Genomic DNA, 16,626 nt, shown 5'->3' on the forward strand with positions numbered 1-16,626 from the left:
TCAATAGAATCACAGGAAAATCTAATAAAAGGGAATAATTTCTCTTTACTTCTAAAATTGAAAAATTCTGGTGATTCAACCCTTGAATCTGTTTCAATTAAAGCAAAAGATGTAAAGGGATTATATTTAAGTCAGGATTCAGCTTTTATAGATGTTATAAACATAGGAGAAATTGTAAATACAAAATTCATTGAAGGTAAGATTTTAAGTGAAAATGCTTCCTTTGTTATTGAAATAAAATCAGAAAGACCCAATCTTTTCAAAAGAGAAATCGTAATTTTACCGGTTATAAATGATTCTTTTATTATTTTTGGTGCAAAATTTAAAAAATCTATAATTCCTGAAACCATTATTGATTCCCTTATTTTAGCAAACTTTTCATCCAAAATAAGAAATGTAAAAGTATTAATAGATAACCTGCAGAAAAACATTCTTATTGAAGGAAAAAGTATAAAAGTTCTTGAAAATATATATATTCCTCAAGACAAAGGGAAAATTAAAATATCTGTATATGAAAATGAAAAATTGATTTCAGAAAAAATAATAAAAATGGAAAATGGTGAAGAAGTTTTGAATCCTCAATTAGATCATACAGATATAGAGCCTGATTACACAAATTTATTTATAAATTCAAATGAACCCTTCTATGCTATATGCCTTATAAAAGAAAAAAATAATTCCTATCTTTATCCCTTTGTTTTTAATAAAAAAGTTATAAATCTTAAAAATTTAACAAAAAGTTTTGTTGCTGAACTTTATTTTACAAATTATACTACAACAACACTTAAGAAAATAATAACTGATACCCTTTATCCAGTTAAAATAGAAAAATCTTTTGAAATTCCAATGGAAGGTTATATGGTATTTGGTGGAGCAAAAATATACGGAGTATCATCACTTAAATCAGGTGACCTTGATGGTGATAATCTGGAAGATATCATTATTCCTTCTCAGTTAGGATATATTTTTCTTTTATATGGGAAGGGAAATTTTGACACAATTCAGGTTGAAGGAAGTGCAATTGAAGGTACACCTGCTGTTTATGATATAGACCATGATGGCAAAGAAGAATTCACCCTTGGAATGATTTTTGGTAACAACAAAACACTTTTAAAATTCGAAAATGGAAATATAACCTATTTAAATGGATATTCTTCAAGAGATGTTGTTATTATTGAAGATAGTTTTCCTATACTTTTTACTTCAGGAAATAAGATATACAGGTTAAATAAAAATTTCGGATTAAAACCTGGGTTTCCATTAAATATTGAAGATTACGGAACAGGTTTTTCAATAAATGATATTTACCAGGAATATCCGGGTGAAGAAATAATTTATGGAACTTATTCAAACTATATTGGAATTTCTACTTCTGAAGGAATTAAATTGGGTTCCATTGACCTTGACGGAATAAGTGAGGTTCCACCTGTCACTGCTGATTTAAATGGAGACGGAGATATTGAAATAATTACCGCAACAAGGGATAAGGGTTTATTTATCCTTGATAAAAATTTAAATTGCTTAAAGAATTTTCAGAATTTAAATAGCTATTCTCAACCTGTTATTTCTGATTTAGAAGATGACGGTTATTTTGAAATTATCCTCTACTCCTCTGATGGAAAAATTTATATAATTGATAAAAATTTTAATATAATCAATTCTTACTTTACTGGTGTAACAAATAGCAGAATATCTCCACTTGTATATGATCTTTTTGGTGATAACAAAAAAGAAGTTATTCTCTTAACATCACAGGGGCATTTATTTATATTTAATTCCCAACTCATCCCCTTAACAGGATATCCTATAAAGTTATTTGGGATTACAAATTCGACTCCCCTTATTGCTGACTACAATCATGATGGAATAAATGAACTTTATGTAAAATGCGGTGGTACTTTTTATGTTTTAAGTCTTCCAGGTAGCAAAACCTTTCCTTACTGGTGTGAAAAATACAGTAACAGAAGAAACACATCATCAATTCAATTAAATTCTAATTTATCAAAATCAAATGTTAAAGATTTTAAATTAACTTTTAATCCTGAAGAAATTGGAATAAATTATAAATTATTTGATATTTCAGGAAGGCTTATTTCAAAGGGAAATAATATGAATATGAAGGAATTGAATTTGAAAAATGGGATATATTTTATAAAACTTTTTAATAAAAATAATACACAAACTAAAAAATTTATAAGGCTTAAATAAACATTTAAACCTTTTCAAACTGGAGCTTATATAGTTTTGAATAAAGTTCAGACCTTTTTAACAATTCATCATGTTTTCCTCTATCAATAATCCTTCCATGATCCATGAGAATAATTTCATCTGCCTTTAAAACAGTTGATAATCTATGAGCAATTACAAGACTTGTTCTCTCTTTGAAGAGATTATAAATGGCTTCCTTTACTAGATGTTCAGAACGAGCATCCAGTTGTGATGTGAATTCATCAAGAATTAAAATTTCAGGGTTCTTAATAAAAACTCTTGCTATTGATATTCTCTGTTTTTCACCACCAGAAAGAGTTTTTCCAAGTTCTTTTATATCAGTATCTAAACCCTTGGGTAATCTTAATATTAATTCTTCTAAAGCAGCAAATTTTATTGCCCTTTCAAGGTCTTCTTCCTTAGCATCTGGATTCCCATAGAGTATATTATCTCTTACAGTGCCTGAAAATAACATGGTTTCTTGACTAACAAAACCAATTTTACTCCTCAAAGAATCAAGATCAAAATTTTTAAGGTTTATTCCATCTATGAAAATTTCACCCTCCTGAGGATCATAGAATCTTAATAAAAGGGATAAAAGAGTTGATTTCCCTGCTCCTGATGGTCCAACAAAAGCATAAACTTTACCCTTTTCAAGAAATAAATTTATATTTCTCAAAACCCACCTTTCTTTTTCATAAAAAAACGACACATTTTTAAATTCTATTCCTCTTTCTAACTTTTTAAATTGTAAAGAACCTCCTTTTTCTTCTTTTTCCTTCAGTATATTGAAAGTTCTTTCAAGAGCAGTTATCCCCTGCTGTAAGTTTGTATAAGAAAGTGTTAAACCTTTTAAGGGTTGAAGCATTGAAAGTGCTGAAGCTAAAAATACAAAAAATTTGTCAGGTGTTAAGAGGCTATATCTAAAAATAAAAACTCCTCCGAGATATAGCAAAAAAGAAGCCATTATTGCACCAACAAATTCTGTTAGATGGGGAGTTAATATTGAAAGATTTTCATATTTTAAATGAGCTCTATAAAACTTATCGGTTTCATTTTTAAACTTTTCTATTTCATCTTTTTTCCTAACAAAAGACTTTACAATCTTTAAATTCATAAGAATTTCTTGAGCCCTTGAACCAATTTCACCCATTCTCTCCTGTGCCCTTTTTGCTCTTCTCCTTAAAACCTTTGAAGAAACCTGTATAAAAATAAAGGCAAAAGGCAAAATAATAAAGGAAATTAGGGTAAGTAAGGGAGAAGCCCAAAAGGCAACAATAAGATAAACTAAAACATTCATAAATTCTCTTAAAAACTGAATTAATCCCTCTGATAAAGCATATCTAACAATGGTTAAATCATGAGTAAATCTTGAAACAAGGGAACCTGTTTTTTCTTTTGAAAAGTATAAAAGTGGTAAATTTAAAAACTTGGAAAAAAGTGTGTTTCTTAAATCTCTTGAAATTATCTCTTGAAACATAAATGACAAAAATTTTGATAAATATCCAAAAAGTGATTTAATCCCAAATATTATAATTAGAAAAAAACATAATCTCTTAATTGACTCAATTTTGCTATCGGCAATAAGAGTCTTTTCAACTAAATATAAAAATCTATCTATAAAAAAACTTTGTGATTTTATTTCTCCGCCAAATATTATATGTAAAAAGGGAGGAATCATTGTAAGGGAAATTCCATTTACAAGAGAAAATAAAATTGTTGTTAAAATTGTGAGAAATAAAATTATCAAGTGAGACTTAAAAAAATTAAATAATTTTATATAAATTTTCATCTAATTTTCCTCAAACTTTATTCCATATTTTTTTAATTTTTCTCTAAGAGTATTCCTGTGAACACCCAGCAATTCTGCAGCCTTACTCAATTTACCTTTTGTCATCTTCAAAACTTTTTCAATATGTCTCTTTTCTAATTCATAAAGATTTAAAGTATCATAATCCTCTTCTTTTTCTATTTCAGGTATGTATTCTACAACTTCACCCTGTCTTAACAAAACAAGCCTTTCTGCTAAATTTATAAGTTCTCTAACATTACCTGGAAAAGAATAATTCATAAGTTTCCTTTTTATTTTATCAGAAAGAATTGGTTTTTTTAAATGATACTTTTCAGAAAATTTTTCAAGATAATATTCCATCAAAGGTAAAATCTCATCTTTTCTTTCCCTTAAAGGAGGTATATAAAAACTTATAACATTTATTCGGTAATATAAATCTTCTCTAAAAAGTTTTTCCCTTACCATTTTTTCAAGGTCTTTATTTGTTGCACAGATAATTCTTGTGTTAATATCTACTCTTTCAAGAGAACCGAGTCTTTCAATCTGTTTTTCTTGCAAAAATCTCAATAATTTTGCTTGAAGATTTAAAGGTAAATCACCAATTTCATCAAGAAATAAAGTTCCTTCATCTGCCAGTTCAAATTTTCCTTTTTTAGACTTTTCTGCACCTGTAAAAGCACCTTTTTCATACCCAAAAAGCTCTGCTTCAAGAAGTTCAGAAGGTATAGCAGTGCAAGATATTGCCACAAAATTTCCTTTTCTTCCACTTTTTTTATGTATATATTTTGCAAGAACTTCCTTTCCCACTCCACTTTCCCCTCTTATTAAAATAGTAGCATCTGTTTCTGCTACTTTTTCAGCATCAATAAATATTTTTTTCACATTTTCATTGACAATGATAAATTCTTCCCCTTTAAATTTTTTGATCTCTTCTCTTAAATACTCTAACTCATCTTCAAGTTTTTCTCTTTCTTCAAGCTGTTTTAATATATTAATGAGTTTTTCTATATCAAGAGGCTTTGTTAAATAATCAAGAGCACCTTCTTTTAAAGCATTAACAGCTGACTCAATTGTTCCATGAGCAGTGATGATTAAAAACTTTCCTTCACCTTCTTCCTTCATCTTTTTCATTAGTTCAATTCCATCTATTTCAGGCATTTTAAGGTCAAGTAAGATAGTTTTATAACCTCTTCTGAAAAAATAAAGGGCATTCAGAGGATCTTTCACAAACTTAACCTTAAAACCCTTTTCTCTTAAAATTGATTCTAAATTTCTACCTTGAATTTCATCATCTTCAACAATTAAAATTTTCATCTTAATTTTTTCGTTCCCTCAAAAATTTCATCTGATTTTTTTTCAACCATTTCAATTAATTCTTCAGGGAATACAGCAGAAGCACCGAGCTTTGTAACTTCAATACCAGCAGCTATCGTTGATATTATAGCAGCCTCAAGTGGATTAGCTCCTGAAACAAGGGAAAGTGTGTAAGATGCTATAACAGTATCACCAGCACCTGTAACATCATAAACTTCAACTTCAAGGGAAGGAATTTTATATATATTATTATCAAATTTTAAAATCATTCCTTTTTCACCAAGAGTTAAAAGTATTATGGGAATAGATAGTTTTCTTGAAAGTTTATCAATTTCTTTTACCATATAATTTTCATTTTTTAATTCTCTTTTAGAAACAAATTCTAATTCTTTCCTGTTCGGTTTTAAAACATTGATATTTTTGTAAAAATTAAAATTATGTTTTTTGGGATCACATGTTATAATTTTCCCTTTATTTCTTTTTTTTATTTCACTTATCAATTCTTTTGTAATTGTTCCTTTTTCATAATCTTCAAAAATAAAAGCAGAAAAATTATCATTTTCCAGAATTTTTTCAATTATTCTTTTTCTTTGAGAAACCTTTATAGGTTCAGTTATTTCCTCATCAATTCTAACTATCTGCTGGTTTTGTCCTATCACTCTTGTTTTTCTTGTAGTGGGTCTTGAATTCACCTTAATAATTCCATCTTTTTTAATACCTTTTTCTTCCATTATATCAAGAAGAATTTTTGAAGAATAATCATCTCCAATAACACCAAAAAGTTCTGGTTCTCCCTTAAGAGCTTTTATATTCCATGCAACATTTGCAGCTCCTCCGAGATTATACTTTTTACTCTTTACAAGGACCACAGGAACAGGAGCTTCTGGTGAAATTCTATCTACCTCACCAAAAATATATTCATCCAGAATTATATCACCTATTACCTTGATTTTTTTCCCTTTAAAATTTTTTATAATACTTATTAATCTATCCTTTATTTTCTTCATTAAAAAAAGGATAAAGAACTTTAAAAGTTCTCTCTATCTCTTCTGGAATTACCTTTGTTTCACCTATCACCGGCATAAAATTTGTGTCTCCATCCCATCTTGGAACAACATGAAAGTGGATATGACCTGGGTAACCTGCGCCTGCTATTTTTCCAATGTTTATTCCTATATTAAAGCCATGGGGTTTTATTGCCTTTTTTAAAGCTTTTATTGAGAGTTTTAAAAAGTTAAAAATTTCAAGGCTTTCCTCATCTTTCAAATTTTCAATCTTACCTGTATGTCTGTAAGGAGCTATCATAAGGTGACCTGAATTGTAAGGAAATTTGTTAAGAATTATAAAACACTTTTTTCCCCTTTTTAAAATAAAATTTTCTTCGTCTCTTTTTTCTTTTGGTTTAATACAGAAAATACACCCTTTTTCTTTTTCAAGGGTTTTTATATATTGGATTCTCCATGGTGCCCATAATTTTTTCATAATTTGTCCTTTTTAATGTAAATTATCCTCCCACAATAATGACAAACTCCTGTTTCCCCTTTTCTCATCATCTCATCAATAGTAAAAAATGGGATCTGAGAACTGCATCCTGAACAATAAAACTTTTTATCATTTCCTTCATCTTTTATCTCAACTTCACAAACAGCAGGATAACCCCTTCCACTTAAAATTCTCTCGTAAACTTCAAGGACTTTTTTATCAATCAATATTTTTTTTCTCAATCTTAAATCTTCAGCTTCTTCAATTTTCTTTGGAATTTCTGTTAATTCTTCTTCCAGTTTTCTTAAATTTTCCTTTTCTTTCTCAACTTCATTTTTTACTTTATTTTTAAAATCAATAAATAATTTTTTCTTATGTTCCAGTTTTTCTTCCCTTTGTAAAATTTCTTCTTCCAGTTCCATTTTTCTTCTTTTTGAAAATTCAATTTCACTCTGGAGAGCTCGATACTCTTCGTTAGTTTTAACCGAAAACAGATCCCTTTCAAACTTTTTAATATTTTCTTCTATATCCTCAAGATCAAGATATAAACCCTTAATTTCCTTTTCCATTATTTTTATTTCTTCTTCTTCTTTTTTAATCCTTCCCTCTATTTCAGATATTTCCTTTTTTTTCTTTTCAATTATAGAGGGTAATTTTTTTAACCTATCTTTATAAGAGAAAATAACCCTGTCAACTTCTTGTAAAACCAGAATTTTTTCCAAAGTTTCAATATCAAAACCCAATTTTTTCTCCTTTTTAAAATTAGTTTAATATTTAATAATATTAAATTTTCCTTGAATTTTTCAAACCAGAGATTGTAAAATAAAAAAGGTTCTAACCCTTTATAAAAGGAGGTAAATAAAGTGTTTCCTTTTATAATTTTTTTAATAGTTTTATTATTTTTTGTTTTCTTCCTCATAGGAATTTATAACAACCTTATAAAATTAAAAGTGAGAGTTCAAAATGCTTGGTCTCAAATTGATGTTCAATTAAAAAGAAGACATGACCTCGTACCTAATCTTGTTAATGCTGTTAAAGGTTATATGAAGTATGAACAAGAAACCCTTCAGAAGGTTATAGAGGCAAGAACAAAGGCTGTTTCAGCATCAGGAACAGGAGATATAAGAAAAATAGCAGAAGCAGAAGGAGAACTTGGGGGTGTTCTAACAAGACTTTTTGCACTTTTTGAAAATTATCCTGAATTAAAGGCAAATGAAAATGTTTTAAAACTCCAAGAGGAATTAACACATACAGAAAATAATATTGCTTTTGCAAGACAGCATTTTAATGACTCTGTTATGAGATATAACACAGCAATTCAGGTTTTTCCAAATAATTTAATAGCAGGAATTTTCAATTTTAAACCCTATGATTTCTTTGAAATTAAAGATGAAGAAAGGGAGGCACCAAGAGTGAATCTTGAATTTTAATTAAAATGGGAATCAGTTTTTATGAAATACAGGAAAAAAATATAAGGAAAACTAAAATTTTAATATTTTTATTTATCCTCCTTGCTACTTTTTTTGGATTTCTAATAGATTTTTTTTATACAGGTTTTCCTGATTATTCAAAAATTCCCTTTTTTACTATTTTTGCCTTTCTTTTATCTTCTATAAATTCTTATATTTCCTATAATTTCGGAGACAAAATCCTTTTAAAAACTATTGGAGTCAGAAAACTCAACTTAAATGATTTGAAGGAAAAAATGCTTTTAAATGTAGTGGAGGAAATGAAAATTGCTTCTGGACTTCCCATGCCAAAAGTCTACATTCTTGATACAGATATTCCTAATGCCTTTGCAACAGGAAAGAATCCTGAAAACTCCTCTATTGTAGTAACAAAAGGGTTACTTAATCTTCTTAACAGAGAAGAATTGCAAGGAGTAATAGGTCATGAAATGGCTCATATAAGGAACAGAGATATTCTTGTTATGACCGTAGCTGCCACACTTGTTGGTGTAATTGTTTTGTTATCTGATCTTGCAAGTCGTTTTCTGAGATATCAATTTTTTACTGTTAGTAGAACCTCAAAAAGAAGAGAAACCGGAAGCAGAATAGGTTTAAAGGGAGGGGCAATTACTCTTATACTCATTATCCTTCTTTTGATTCTTTCAATTCTTGGACCCTTATTTGCAAGGCTTGTATTTTTTTCAATATCAAGGTCAAGGGAATATTTAGCAGATGCAAGTTCTGCTGAACTAACAAGGAACCCTGTTTCTCTTGCGAAAGCTCTTGAAAAAATTGCCTCTTTACAAAACCCATCTCAATGGAAAATGAAAGGAGTTTCCCATATGTGTATAATTAACCCTTTAAAATCAAAATTTGGTGAAATGGAGAATTTTTTTGCTGACCTTATGTCAACTCACCCACCTATAGAAAAAAGAATAAAAATTTTAAAAGAAATGGCAGGATTGTTTTAATTAAAGAAATCATTATTAAATTTTCTTTATAATAATAAGGGAAGGGTCCAAAGCCCTTATTTAAAATTTGCCTTAAAATGAAGAAAAAACTGATTGAATTATTCAAAATGGAACCTGGAAAAATTAGAGCTCCAAGAGGGGATAAATTAAATGCAAAAGGCTGGATACAGGAAGCTGCTATAAGAATGCTTATGAACAATGTTGACCCGGAAGTTGCAGAAAATCCTGAAAAATTGATTGTTTATGGAGGAACAGGAAAAGCTGCAAGAAACTGGGAATCCTTTAATATGATTGTAAGAGAGCTTTTAGAACTTGAAAATGATGAAACCCTTTTGATTCAATCAGGAAAACCGGTTGGGGTTTTTAAGACACATGAATGGGCTCCAAGAGTTTTAATTGCTAATTCCCTTCTTGTTCCAAAATGGGCAAGAGAGGATTATTTTACAATGCTTGAAGCAAAAGGTTTAATAATGTTCGGTCAGATGACAGCAGGTTCCTGGATATATATAGGAACTCAGGGAATAATTCAGGGCACCTATGAAACATTTGCAGCCTGTGCAAGAAAACATTTTGGTTCTTCTTTAAGGGGGAAATTTGTTTTAACTGCTGGTATGGGTGGTATGTCGGGTGCTCAGCCACTTGCAGTAACAATGAATGAGGGAGTTATTCTTGATGTAGAAGTTGACCCTAAGAAAATTGAAAGAAGGTTAAAACAGGGGTTCTGTGAATTTATGGTTTATAATCTTGATGAAGCACTAAAACTTGTTGATGAAGCATTAAAGAAAAAAATACCAAGGTCAATTGGTCTTGTTGGAAATGCTTCAGACATTCATCCTGAACTTGTAAGAAGGGGAATAATTCCTGATGTGGTAACTGATCAGACTTCAGCACATGACCCATTAAATGGTTATGTTCCTGGAAGGATGACTTTAGAAGAAGCTCTTGAATTGAGAAGAAAGAATCCAGAGGAATATTTAAAAAGGTCTTATGAATCAATTGCAAGGCACATGGAAGCAATTCTTGAAATGCAAAAACAAGGGGCAGTTGCCTTTGATTATGGAAACAACATAAGAGGAAGAGCAAAAGAGGCAGGAGTTGAGGATGCTTTTAAAGTTCCCGGTTTTGTTCTTGAATATATAAGACCCTTATTCTGCGAAGGAAAGGGACCCTTTAGATGGGTTGCTTTATCAGGTGACCCTGAGGATATTTATTTAACAGATAGAGAGGTTTTAAAGCTTTTCCCTGAAAATGAATCTCTTAGAAGATGGATAAAGTTAGCAGAGGAAAAGGTTCCGTTTCAGGGGTTGCCCGCGAGAATATGCTGGCTTGGTTATGGAGAAAGGGATAAGGCAGGACTTCTTTTTAATAGACTTGTCAGGGACGGAAAATTAAAGGCTCCTATAGTAATAGGAAGGGATCACCTTGACGCTGGTTCTGTTGCTTCACCTAATAGAGAAACAGAAGGAATGAGGGACGGTTCAGATGCTATTGCTGATTGGCCTGTTTTAAATGCACTTTTAAATACAGCTTCAGGTGCCTCATGGGTTTCCCTTCATCATGGAGGAGGAGTTGGAATAGGTTACTCTATTCATGCAGGACAGGTAATTGTTGCAGATGGAACAAAACTTTCGGATCAAAAACTCGCGAGAGTTTTAACAAACGACCCAGGGTTGGGTATTGTAAGACATGCAGATGCAGGTTATGAAACAGCAATTAAAATAGCAAAGGAAAAGAAAATCAAAATACCAATGTTAAGGGAGGAAGAGTGAGAATAATATCCTTGTGTAATCAGAAAGGAGGAGTTGGTAAGACAACCACATGTATAAATTTGGGAAGTGCACTATCTCTTTTAAAAAAGAAAGTTCTATTAATAGATTTTGATATTCAGGCAAATTTAACAAGCGGACTTGGATTAAAAAATTTTAAAAAGGGAATATTTGAAATTTTAAATGAAGGAGGAAAAATTGAGGATATAATAATAGAAAGAAATAATCTCTTTATTCTTCCATCAACTGGTAAAGATAGTTTAATTTTTGAAAAAGAAAAAGCAAAAAGTTTCCATAAATCACTCAAATCTTTTGATTTTGACTATGTTTTCATAGATACACCTCCCTCACTCGGGGATCTATCTATATTTGCCTTATCAATAAGTGATAAAGTTATAATACCTGTTCAAAGTGAATATTTTGCTCTGGAAGGGCTTGTCTCCCTTTTAAGTACTATAAAATATGTAAAGGCAAATTATAACCCTCTTATTTCAGTAATGGGTTTTATCATAACAATGTATGATTCAAGACTTTTACTTTCAAAACATATTGAAAAAGAACTAAGAAACTCTTTCGGTGACAAAGTTTTTAAAACAGTAATACCAAGAAATGTAAGGCTGGCAGAAGCCCCCTCTTTTGGGAAAACAATTTTTGAATATGATAGAAATTCAATAGGAGCAGAAAGCTATTTAAATTTTGCCAAGGAGGTGCTAAAACTTGAAAGAGAAAAGGAACCCCTTGGGTCGCACCTTGAATGAACTTCTTTCAAAGCGGGAAGAAATAATAAAAATCCCCATTATAAATATTAAAGAATCAAAATTCCAGATGAGAAAAAAAATAACACCTGAAGCTCTAAAGGATCTTGCAGAATCAATAAAGGAAAAGGGGATAATTGAACCAGTAATTGTAAGACCTATCAAGGAGGGATATGAAATAATAGCAGGACATAGAAGATTTCTTGCAGCAAAAGAAATAGGATTAATGGAAATTCCATGTATAGTTAAGGAAGTGAGTGATACTGAAGCAGCTGAAATTTCTATAATAGAAAATATACAAAGAGAAAATCTAAATCCAATTGAAGAGGCTATTGCAATAAAAAGACTAATTGATGAATTTAACTTGACTCATGAAGAAGTGGCAAAAAAAATTGGAAAATCAAGAGTATATGTAACTAACCTTTTAAGACTTCTTAAACTACCTTCTGAGATAAAAGAAAAGATAGAAAAAGGAGAACTCTCAGAGGGGCATGCAAGAGTCCTTTTGAGTTTAAAGGATGAAGAAGAGATGATAAAACTTGCAGAAGAAATAATAAGGAAGAAAATTCCAGTTAGAGAAATTGAAAAAAAATTAAGTAAAAAAATAACAATAGATTTTTCAAAAGAAGAAGAGCTTTTAAGAAAAAAATGGGGAGTTGAAGTAAAAATTCATTATAAAGGAAAAAAAGGAAAAATTGAGTTTATATTTAAGGATGAAAAGGAGTTTGAATTTTTAATTGAAGAACTTTTGAAATGAAGGATATTAAAAATTTATTGAAGGAACTTACAAAATTTGATGCCCCAAGCGGTAGAGAAAGAGAACTTTCCTTATTTATAGAAAAATACCTTAAAGAAAATGGATTTATAACAGAAATTGATTATTTTGGTAATGTTGCAGGAAGACTTAAAAAGGAAAATGGTAAAAAGCTTCTATTAACAGCACATATTGACCAGATTCTGTTTTATGTAACTAAAATTGACAAAAACTATATTCTAATAGATACAAGGATGGCTGATAAAAAGATTTTAAAAGGTAAGGAAGTAATTCTAATTACAGAAAAAGGGAAATTTAAGGGAATAATTGGAATGACACCTCCACACATAAAAGCAAAAGAGGAAAAGGATTATTTATATATAGATTTGGGACTTTTGACTTCAGAAGAAACTGGTGTAAAACCTGGTGATCCTGTTTTGTTTTCATCAGAATTTAAAGAATTAAATGAAAATATCTGTGCAGGGAGATCTTTTGATAACAGGGCTTCTGCAAGTGTTCTTCTTGATTTAGCCAGGGAATTAAAGGATATGAACTTTAAAGGAGAAATTATTTTATATTTTTCTGTTCAGGAGGAAATAAGTGGATTGGGAGCCTCTCTGATTACAAAAAAATTTGAGCCACACGAAGCAATTTGTCTGGATGTAACTTTTGCAAGAGCTAAATTGGATGAAGATACAGATATTGAACTCAATAAAGGACCTGTAATAGCAAAAGGTCCTTTTATAACAGGAAAAATCTCCGAAAAACTTATAAAAATTGCTAAAAAAGAGGAAATTCCTTTTCAAATTGAAGTAATAGAAAGTTATACAGGGACTGATCTTGACAATTTCTTTGTAAGGGATGGTGGTGTTCCCTCTGGTCTTGTTTCAATTCCTCTAAGATATATGCATTCCCCAAATGAACTTCTTGATGTAAGAGACCTTCTGAGGACAAAGAAACTTTTAATTTACTACATAAAGGAGGAACTTTCTTGATTTTAAAATTATTGCTATTCACATATATATCATCTTTCGGCTTCCAGCATTTATTCCTCCCCTACTCGCCTTACGAAGATATTATGTTAAAGGATGAGCCTTATTTTATTTTTGAAAAAAATTTTTTTGAATATAAAAGAAAAAATTTATTAGATTTTTTAGAAAGAAAATCCTACATTAATTTTAATTACCTTAAATGGATTGCAGGTTCTAAAATCAACAAAATCAGTATTTATTATGAAAGCTTGAAATTAATATTAACTTTTAAATTTTTTGACTACGGTAAGTTTGAATTTTATGAGTTTCCCTCAGAAGAACCTCTTCTAACTTATAATCCTTTTGGTATATCTCTTGGACTTACTAAAAGTTTTTTCTTTTCAAAAAATTTCCCCTTTTTTATTTCTCTTTTTTACAATGAGGAAAAATTTTTAAATAGTAATGCAGAAAATTTTACTCTGAATTTTAACTTATTTATAAATATTTTAAAAAATCCAAAAATTGAAATATCTTTAAATAATCTTGGAACAAAACCTACCTACAGTGATGAGTATATCAGAATTCCAACTTATTCTGATGTTAAAATTATTAATTATTCAAAAAAATTTGATTTAGAAGTAAATATTACATATAGAAGAGGTTTGTGGGGAAATAAAAACTTTTATAATGGATACCATCTTTCTTTGGAAAAAGATTTTAAAAATTTTATAAAATTATTTTTAGGAATTGGTAAAAAGGATGATATTTCTAATTTTGGAGCTGGATTTGAATTGAAAATAAAAAAATTTTTGAATTTTGTTTATTCCTATAGACCTTCAGATAAATTTGAAGATATAAATTCTTTTGGCTTAAAAATAAACTTTTGATATGCTTGAATTTGAAAAACCTGTATACGAACTTGAGGTAAAAATAAAGGAATTAAGGGAACTATCTAAATCAAGACCAGAACTTCTTGAAGAGATTGAAAGGTTAGAAAAAAAACTTAGTAAAGTAATGGAAAGTGTTTACAGAAATTTAAGTCCATGGGATATAACTCAGATTGCAAGACATCCTGAAAGACCACATTCTATTGATTATATTAAAAATGTGTTTGAAGATTTTTTTGAAATACACGGTGATAGGACTTTTTCAGATGATCCAGCAATAATTGCTGGTATAGGGAAACTTGAAAAATTTTCCTTTGTTATAGTTGGTGAAGAGAAAGGAAGAGATACAAGAGAAAAGATTAAAAGGAATTTTGGTATGCCACATCCGGAAGGTTACAGAAAAGCAATAAGGGCTTTTAACCTTGCTGAAAAATTCAGTATTCCTGTAATAACACTTGTTGATACACCCGGAGCTTATCCTGGAATAGGAGCAGAAGAAAGGGGGCAGGCATGGGTTATTTCGCAAAGTATTTATAAAATGATTGATCTTAATGTTCCGATAATAACCTTTATAATTGGAGAAGGCGGTTCAGGAGGAGCCCTTGCTATAGGAGTTGGAGACAGGGTATATGCACTTAAATATTCCATATATTCTGTTATATCACCTGAAGGCTGTGCTGCAATTTTGTTCAGGGATTCCTCAAAAGCAGAAAAGGCAGCTAAGTATTTAAGACTTACCTCGCAGGATTTAAAAGAATTTGGTATTATAGATGATATAGTTGATGAACCTCTTGGTGGAGCTCATAAGGACCCTCAATATGTTTATAGGATTGTAAGAGAAAAAATTTTAAAAGATGTTGAGGAAATGAAAAAAGAAACAATTTTGAAATTGAAAAATAAAAGAAGGGAAAAGTATCTTAAAATAGGAATATACAGAGAGGTTTAAAATGGCACTTGAAGGAACACTTGAAGATTTTGAATTAACAGATATTTTACAGATAATTCAAATGGGAAGGAAGGATGGAACTTTAATTATTGAACATCCTTCCGGTGAAAAGGCGAAAATTTTTATTGAGAATTCCATAGTAGTTCATGCAGAATGTGGAGGTGAAACCGATGAACTTGCCATAGCAAAAATTTTTGAATGGGATAAGGGTAGATTCAGATTTGAAATCGGACAGAAGACTGATAAAAAAACATTAAATATACCAATTCCAACAATGATAATAGAAGCTGCAAGAAAAATTGATGAATGGAACAGGATAAAAAAGGTTATACCTTCTCTTGAAACAGTTTTTGAACTTGAACCTAACCCGAATACAGATATTGAGGTGATTAATTTAAATGCCGATGAATGGAGAGTCCTTTCTCAAATTGATGGAAAAAGAAATATTAAAGAACTCGCAAATATTTTAAGAATGGGAGAAATTGAAACAGCAAAAATTCTTTTCGGTTTAATAGGATTAGGTCTTGTAAGAATAAAAAAGATAGAAGAAAAAAAAGAAAAATTTGAAACAGAGAAAAAAGAAAAAGAAGAAGAGAAAAAGGACAAAGGTATTTTTGGATTTTTCAGAAAAAAATAATTAGGCCGAAAAAATTTTAAAAAAAGGATAGAGAGGAAGAATTGAGGGAAATTATCAAATTTTTTGAAAATAGCCGACAAGACAATGAAAGATGTTTTTTAAAGTTGAAAGATTTAAAGAGGGAATATAGGCACATTTTGTAGGAGGCATTTTTTAAAATCTTATTGAGCCATAAAAATTCAATATTGTTATGGTATTCTACATACCCTTGACAATTTTTTTTTTATCTTATAATCAAAAATATGTCTTTAATATGTGTGATGATAGAAAAAATTTTGAGGATCTGCCCCATTGAAAACCTTGAATTAAAAATACTAGCTAAAGTTATTCAATCATGGATAAAGGAAAATATTATTTTAATTATTTTGCTATTACCCTTTTTGTTTTCATGCAGGAAAAAAATTGAAAATGGTCAGGAGAGAATATGGCAGAGGTCACCAAATTTAAAACTTATTGCCAAACCTGTTCCTCCTTTTAAAGCCTATTCTGACCCTGTGTATTCTCCTTCTGGAAAAATTTACTATCTTGCTGCATATAAAATAAATAAGGTTATGTGGGTAAAACAAGCGCTGAAAGTAATAAATTTAGATGGAACAGGTGATAGAATTTTACTTCAGGGTAATTTTCAGTGTCTTGATATAAGTCCTCGTTATGATAGACTTATTATAGGGACAGATGATGGAAAATTAATATTA

16 protein-coding genes are annotated in these 16,626 nt (G+C 29.9%); 11 read left to right on the plus strand and 5 right to left on the minus strand.

The annotated features are described in order from the left end of the window. Positions 1–2,208, plus strand: a 2,208-nt coding sequence (locus ABIN73_09295; protein MEO0269918.1) for a T9SS type A sorting domain-containing protein, incomplete at its 5' end; no start/stop codon positions are given. Positions 2,209–2,212: 4 nt separating this feature from the next. Here ABIN73_09295 and ABIN73_09300 read toward each other — a convergent pair. From ABIN73_09300 to ABIN73_09320, 5 genes are read right to left on the minus strand one after another with little or no spacing between them, the layout of a single operon-like run. Beyond that, positions 2,213–4,000, minus strand: coding sequence for an ABC transporter ATP-binding protein (locus ABIN73_09300; protein MEO0269919.1), 1,788 nt, complete (start codon positions 3,998–4,000; stop codon positions 2,213–2,215). After that, positions 4,001–5,314, minus strand: coding sequence for a sigma-54 dependent transcriptional regulator (locus tag ABIN73_09305; GenBank protein ID MEO0269920.1), 1,314 nt, complete (start codon positions 5,312–5,314; stop codon positions 4,001–4,003). Then, complete coding sequence (locus ABIN73_09310; protein ID MEO0269921.1) at positions 5,311–6,321, minus strand: PfkB family carbohydrate kinase; 1,011 nt, start codon at positions 6,319–6,321, stop codon at positions 5,311–5,313. Before ABIN73_09310 ends, ABIN73_09305 begins: the two co-directional genes overlap by 4 nt. Further along, the gene (locus ABIN73_09315; GenBank protein ID MEO0269922.1) at positions 6,302–6,796 is read right to left on the minus strand and encodes an HIT domain-containing protein; all 495 of its coding nucleotides are present in this window, start codon (positions 6,794–6,796) and stop codon (positions 6,302–6,304) included. The genes ABIN73_09310 and ABIN73_09315 overlap by 20 nt, the downstream gene beginning before the upstream one ends. After that, positions 6,793–7,539, minus strand: coding sequence for a hypothetical protein (locus tag ABIN73_09320; GenBank protein MEO0269923.1), 747 nt, complete (start codon positions 7,537–7,539; stop codon positions 6,793–6,795). Before ABIN73_09320 ends, ABIN73_09315 begins: the two co-directional genes overlap by 4 nt. A gap of 120 nt (positions 7,540–7,659) precedes the next feature. On the opposite strand from ABIN73_09320, the gene ABIN73_09325 reads away from it, so the two are divergent. The 10 genes from ABIN73_09325 to ABIN73_09370 all read left to right on the plus strand — a co-directional run. Then, positions 7,660–8,226 carry a LemA family protein gene (locus ABIN73_09325; GenBank protein ID MEO0269924.1) on the plus strand — a complete coding sequence of 189 codons (567 nt, stop codon included), beginning with the start codon at positions 7,660–7,662 and terminating at the stop codon, positions 8,224–8,226. 5 nt (positions 8,227–8,231) lie between these two features. Beyond that, complete coding sequence (locus ABIN73_09330; protein MEO0269925.1) at positions 8,232–9,215, plus strand: M48 family metallopeptidase; 984 nt, start codon at positions 8,232–8,234, stop codon at positions 9,213–9,215. A 107-nt stretch (positions 9,216–9,322) separates the two neighbouring features. Beyond that, on the plus strand, positions 9,323–10,984 hold the full coding sequence (hutU, locus tag ABIN73_09335; protein MEO0269926.1) for a urocanate hydratase: 1,662 nt from the start codon (positions 9,323–9,325) through the stop codon (positions 10,982–10,984). Continuing rightward, entirely contained in the window at positions 10,981–11,739 is a 759-nt protein-coding gene (locus ABIN73_09340; protein ID MEO0269927.1) for a ParA family protein, read from the plus strand. Before hutU ends, ABIN73_09340 begins: the two co-directional genes overlap by 4 nt. Next, positions 11,732–12,493 (plus strand): ParB/RepB/Spo0J family partition protein, encoded by a 762-nt coding sequence (locus ABIN73_09345; GenBank protein ID MEO0269928.1) that lies wholly within the window; start codon positions 11,732–11,734, stop codon positions 12,491–12,493. Before ABIN73_09340 ends, ABIN73_09345 begins: the two co-directional genes overlap by 8 nt. Next, positions 12,490–13,485 (plus strand): M20/M25/M40 family metallo-hydrolase, encoded by a 996-nt coding sequence (locus ABIN73_09350; GenBank protein ID MEO0269929.1) that lies wholly within the window; start codon positions 12,490–12,492, stop codon positions 13,483–13,485. Before ABIN73_09345 ends, ABIN73_09350 begins: the two co-directional genes overlap by 4 nt. Next, entirely contained in the window at positions 13,482–14,348 is an 867-nt protein-coding gene (locus ABIN73_09355) for a hypothetical protein (GenBank protein ID MEO0269930.1), read from the plus strand. Before ABIN73_09350 ends, ABIN73_09355 begins: the two co-directional genes overlap by 4 nt. A gap of 1 nt (position 14,349) precedes the next feature. Next, positions 14,350–15,294, plus strand: a complete 945-nt coding sequence (locus tag ABIN73_09360) for an acetyl-CoA carboxylase carboxyltransferase subunit alpha (protein MEO0269931.1) — start codon at positions 14,350–14,352, stop codon at positions 15,292–15,294. 1 nt (position 15,295) lies between these two features. Continuing rightward, positions 15,296–15,931, plus strand: a complete 636-nt coding sequence (locus tag ABIN73_09365) for a DUF4388 domain-containing protein (GenBank protein ID MEO0269932.1) — start codon at positions 15,296–15,298, stop codon at positions 15,929–15,931. Positions 15,932–16,173: 242 nt separating this feature from the next. Continuing rightward, a partial coding sequence (locus ABIN73_09370) for a hypothetical protein (protein ID MEO0269933.1) occupies positions 16,174–16,626 on the plus strand: 453 nt, incomplete at its 3' end.

The sequence above is a fragment of the candidate division WOR-3 bacterium genome (genome assembly GCA_039804025.1).
Lineage (GTDB): Bacteria > Hydrothermota > Hydrothermia > Hydrothermales > JAJRUZ01 > JBCNVI01.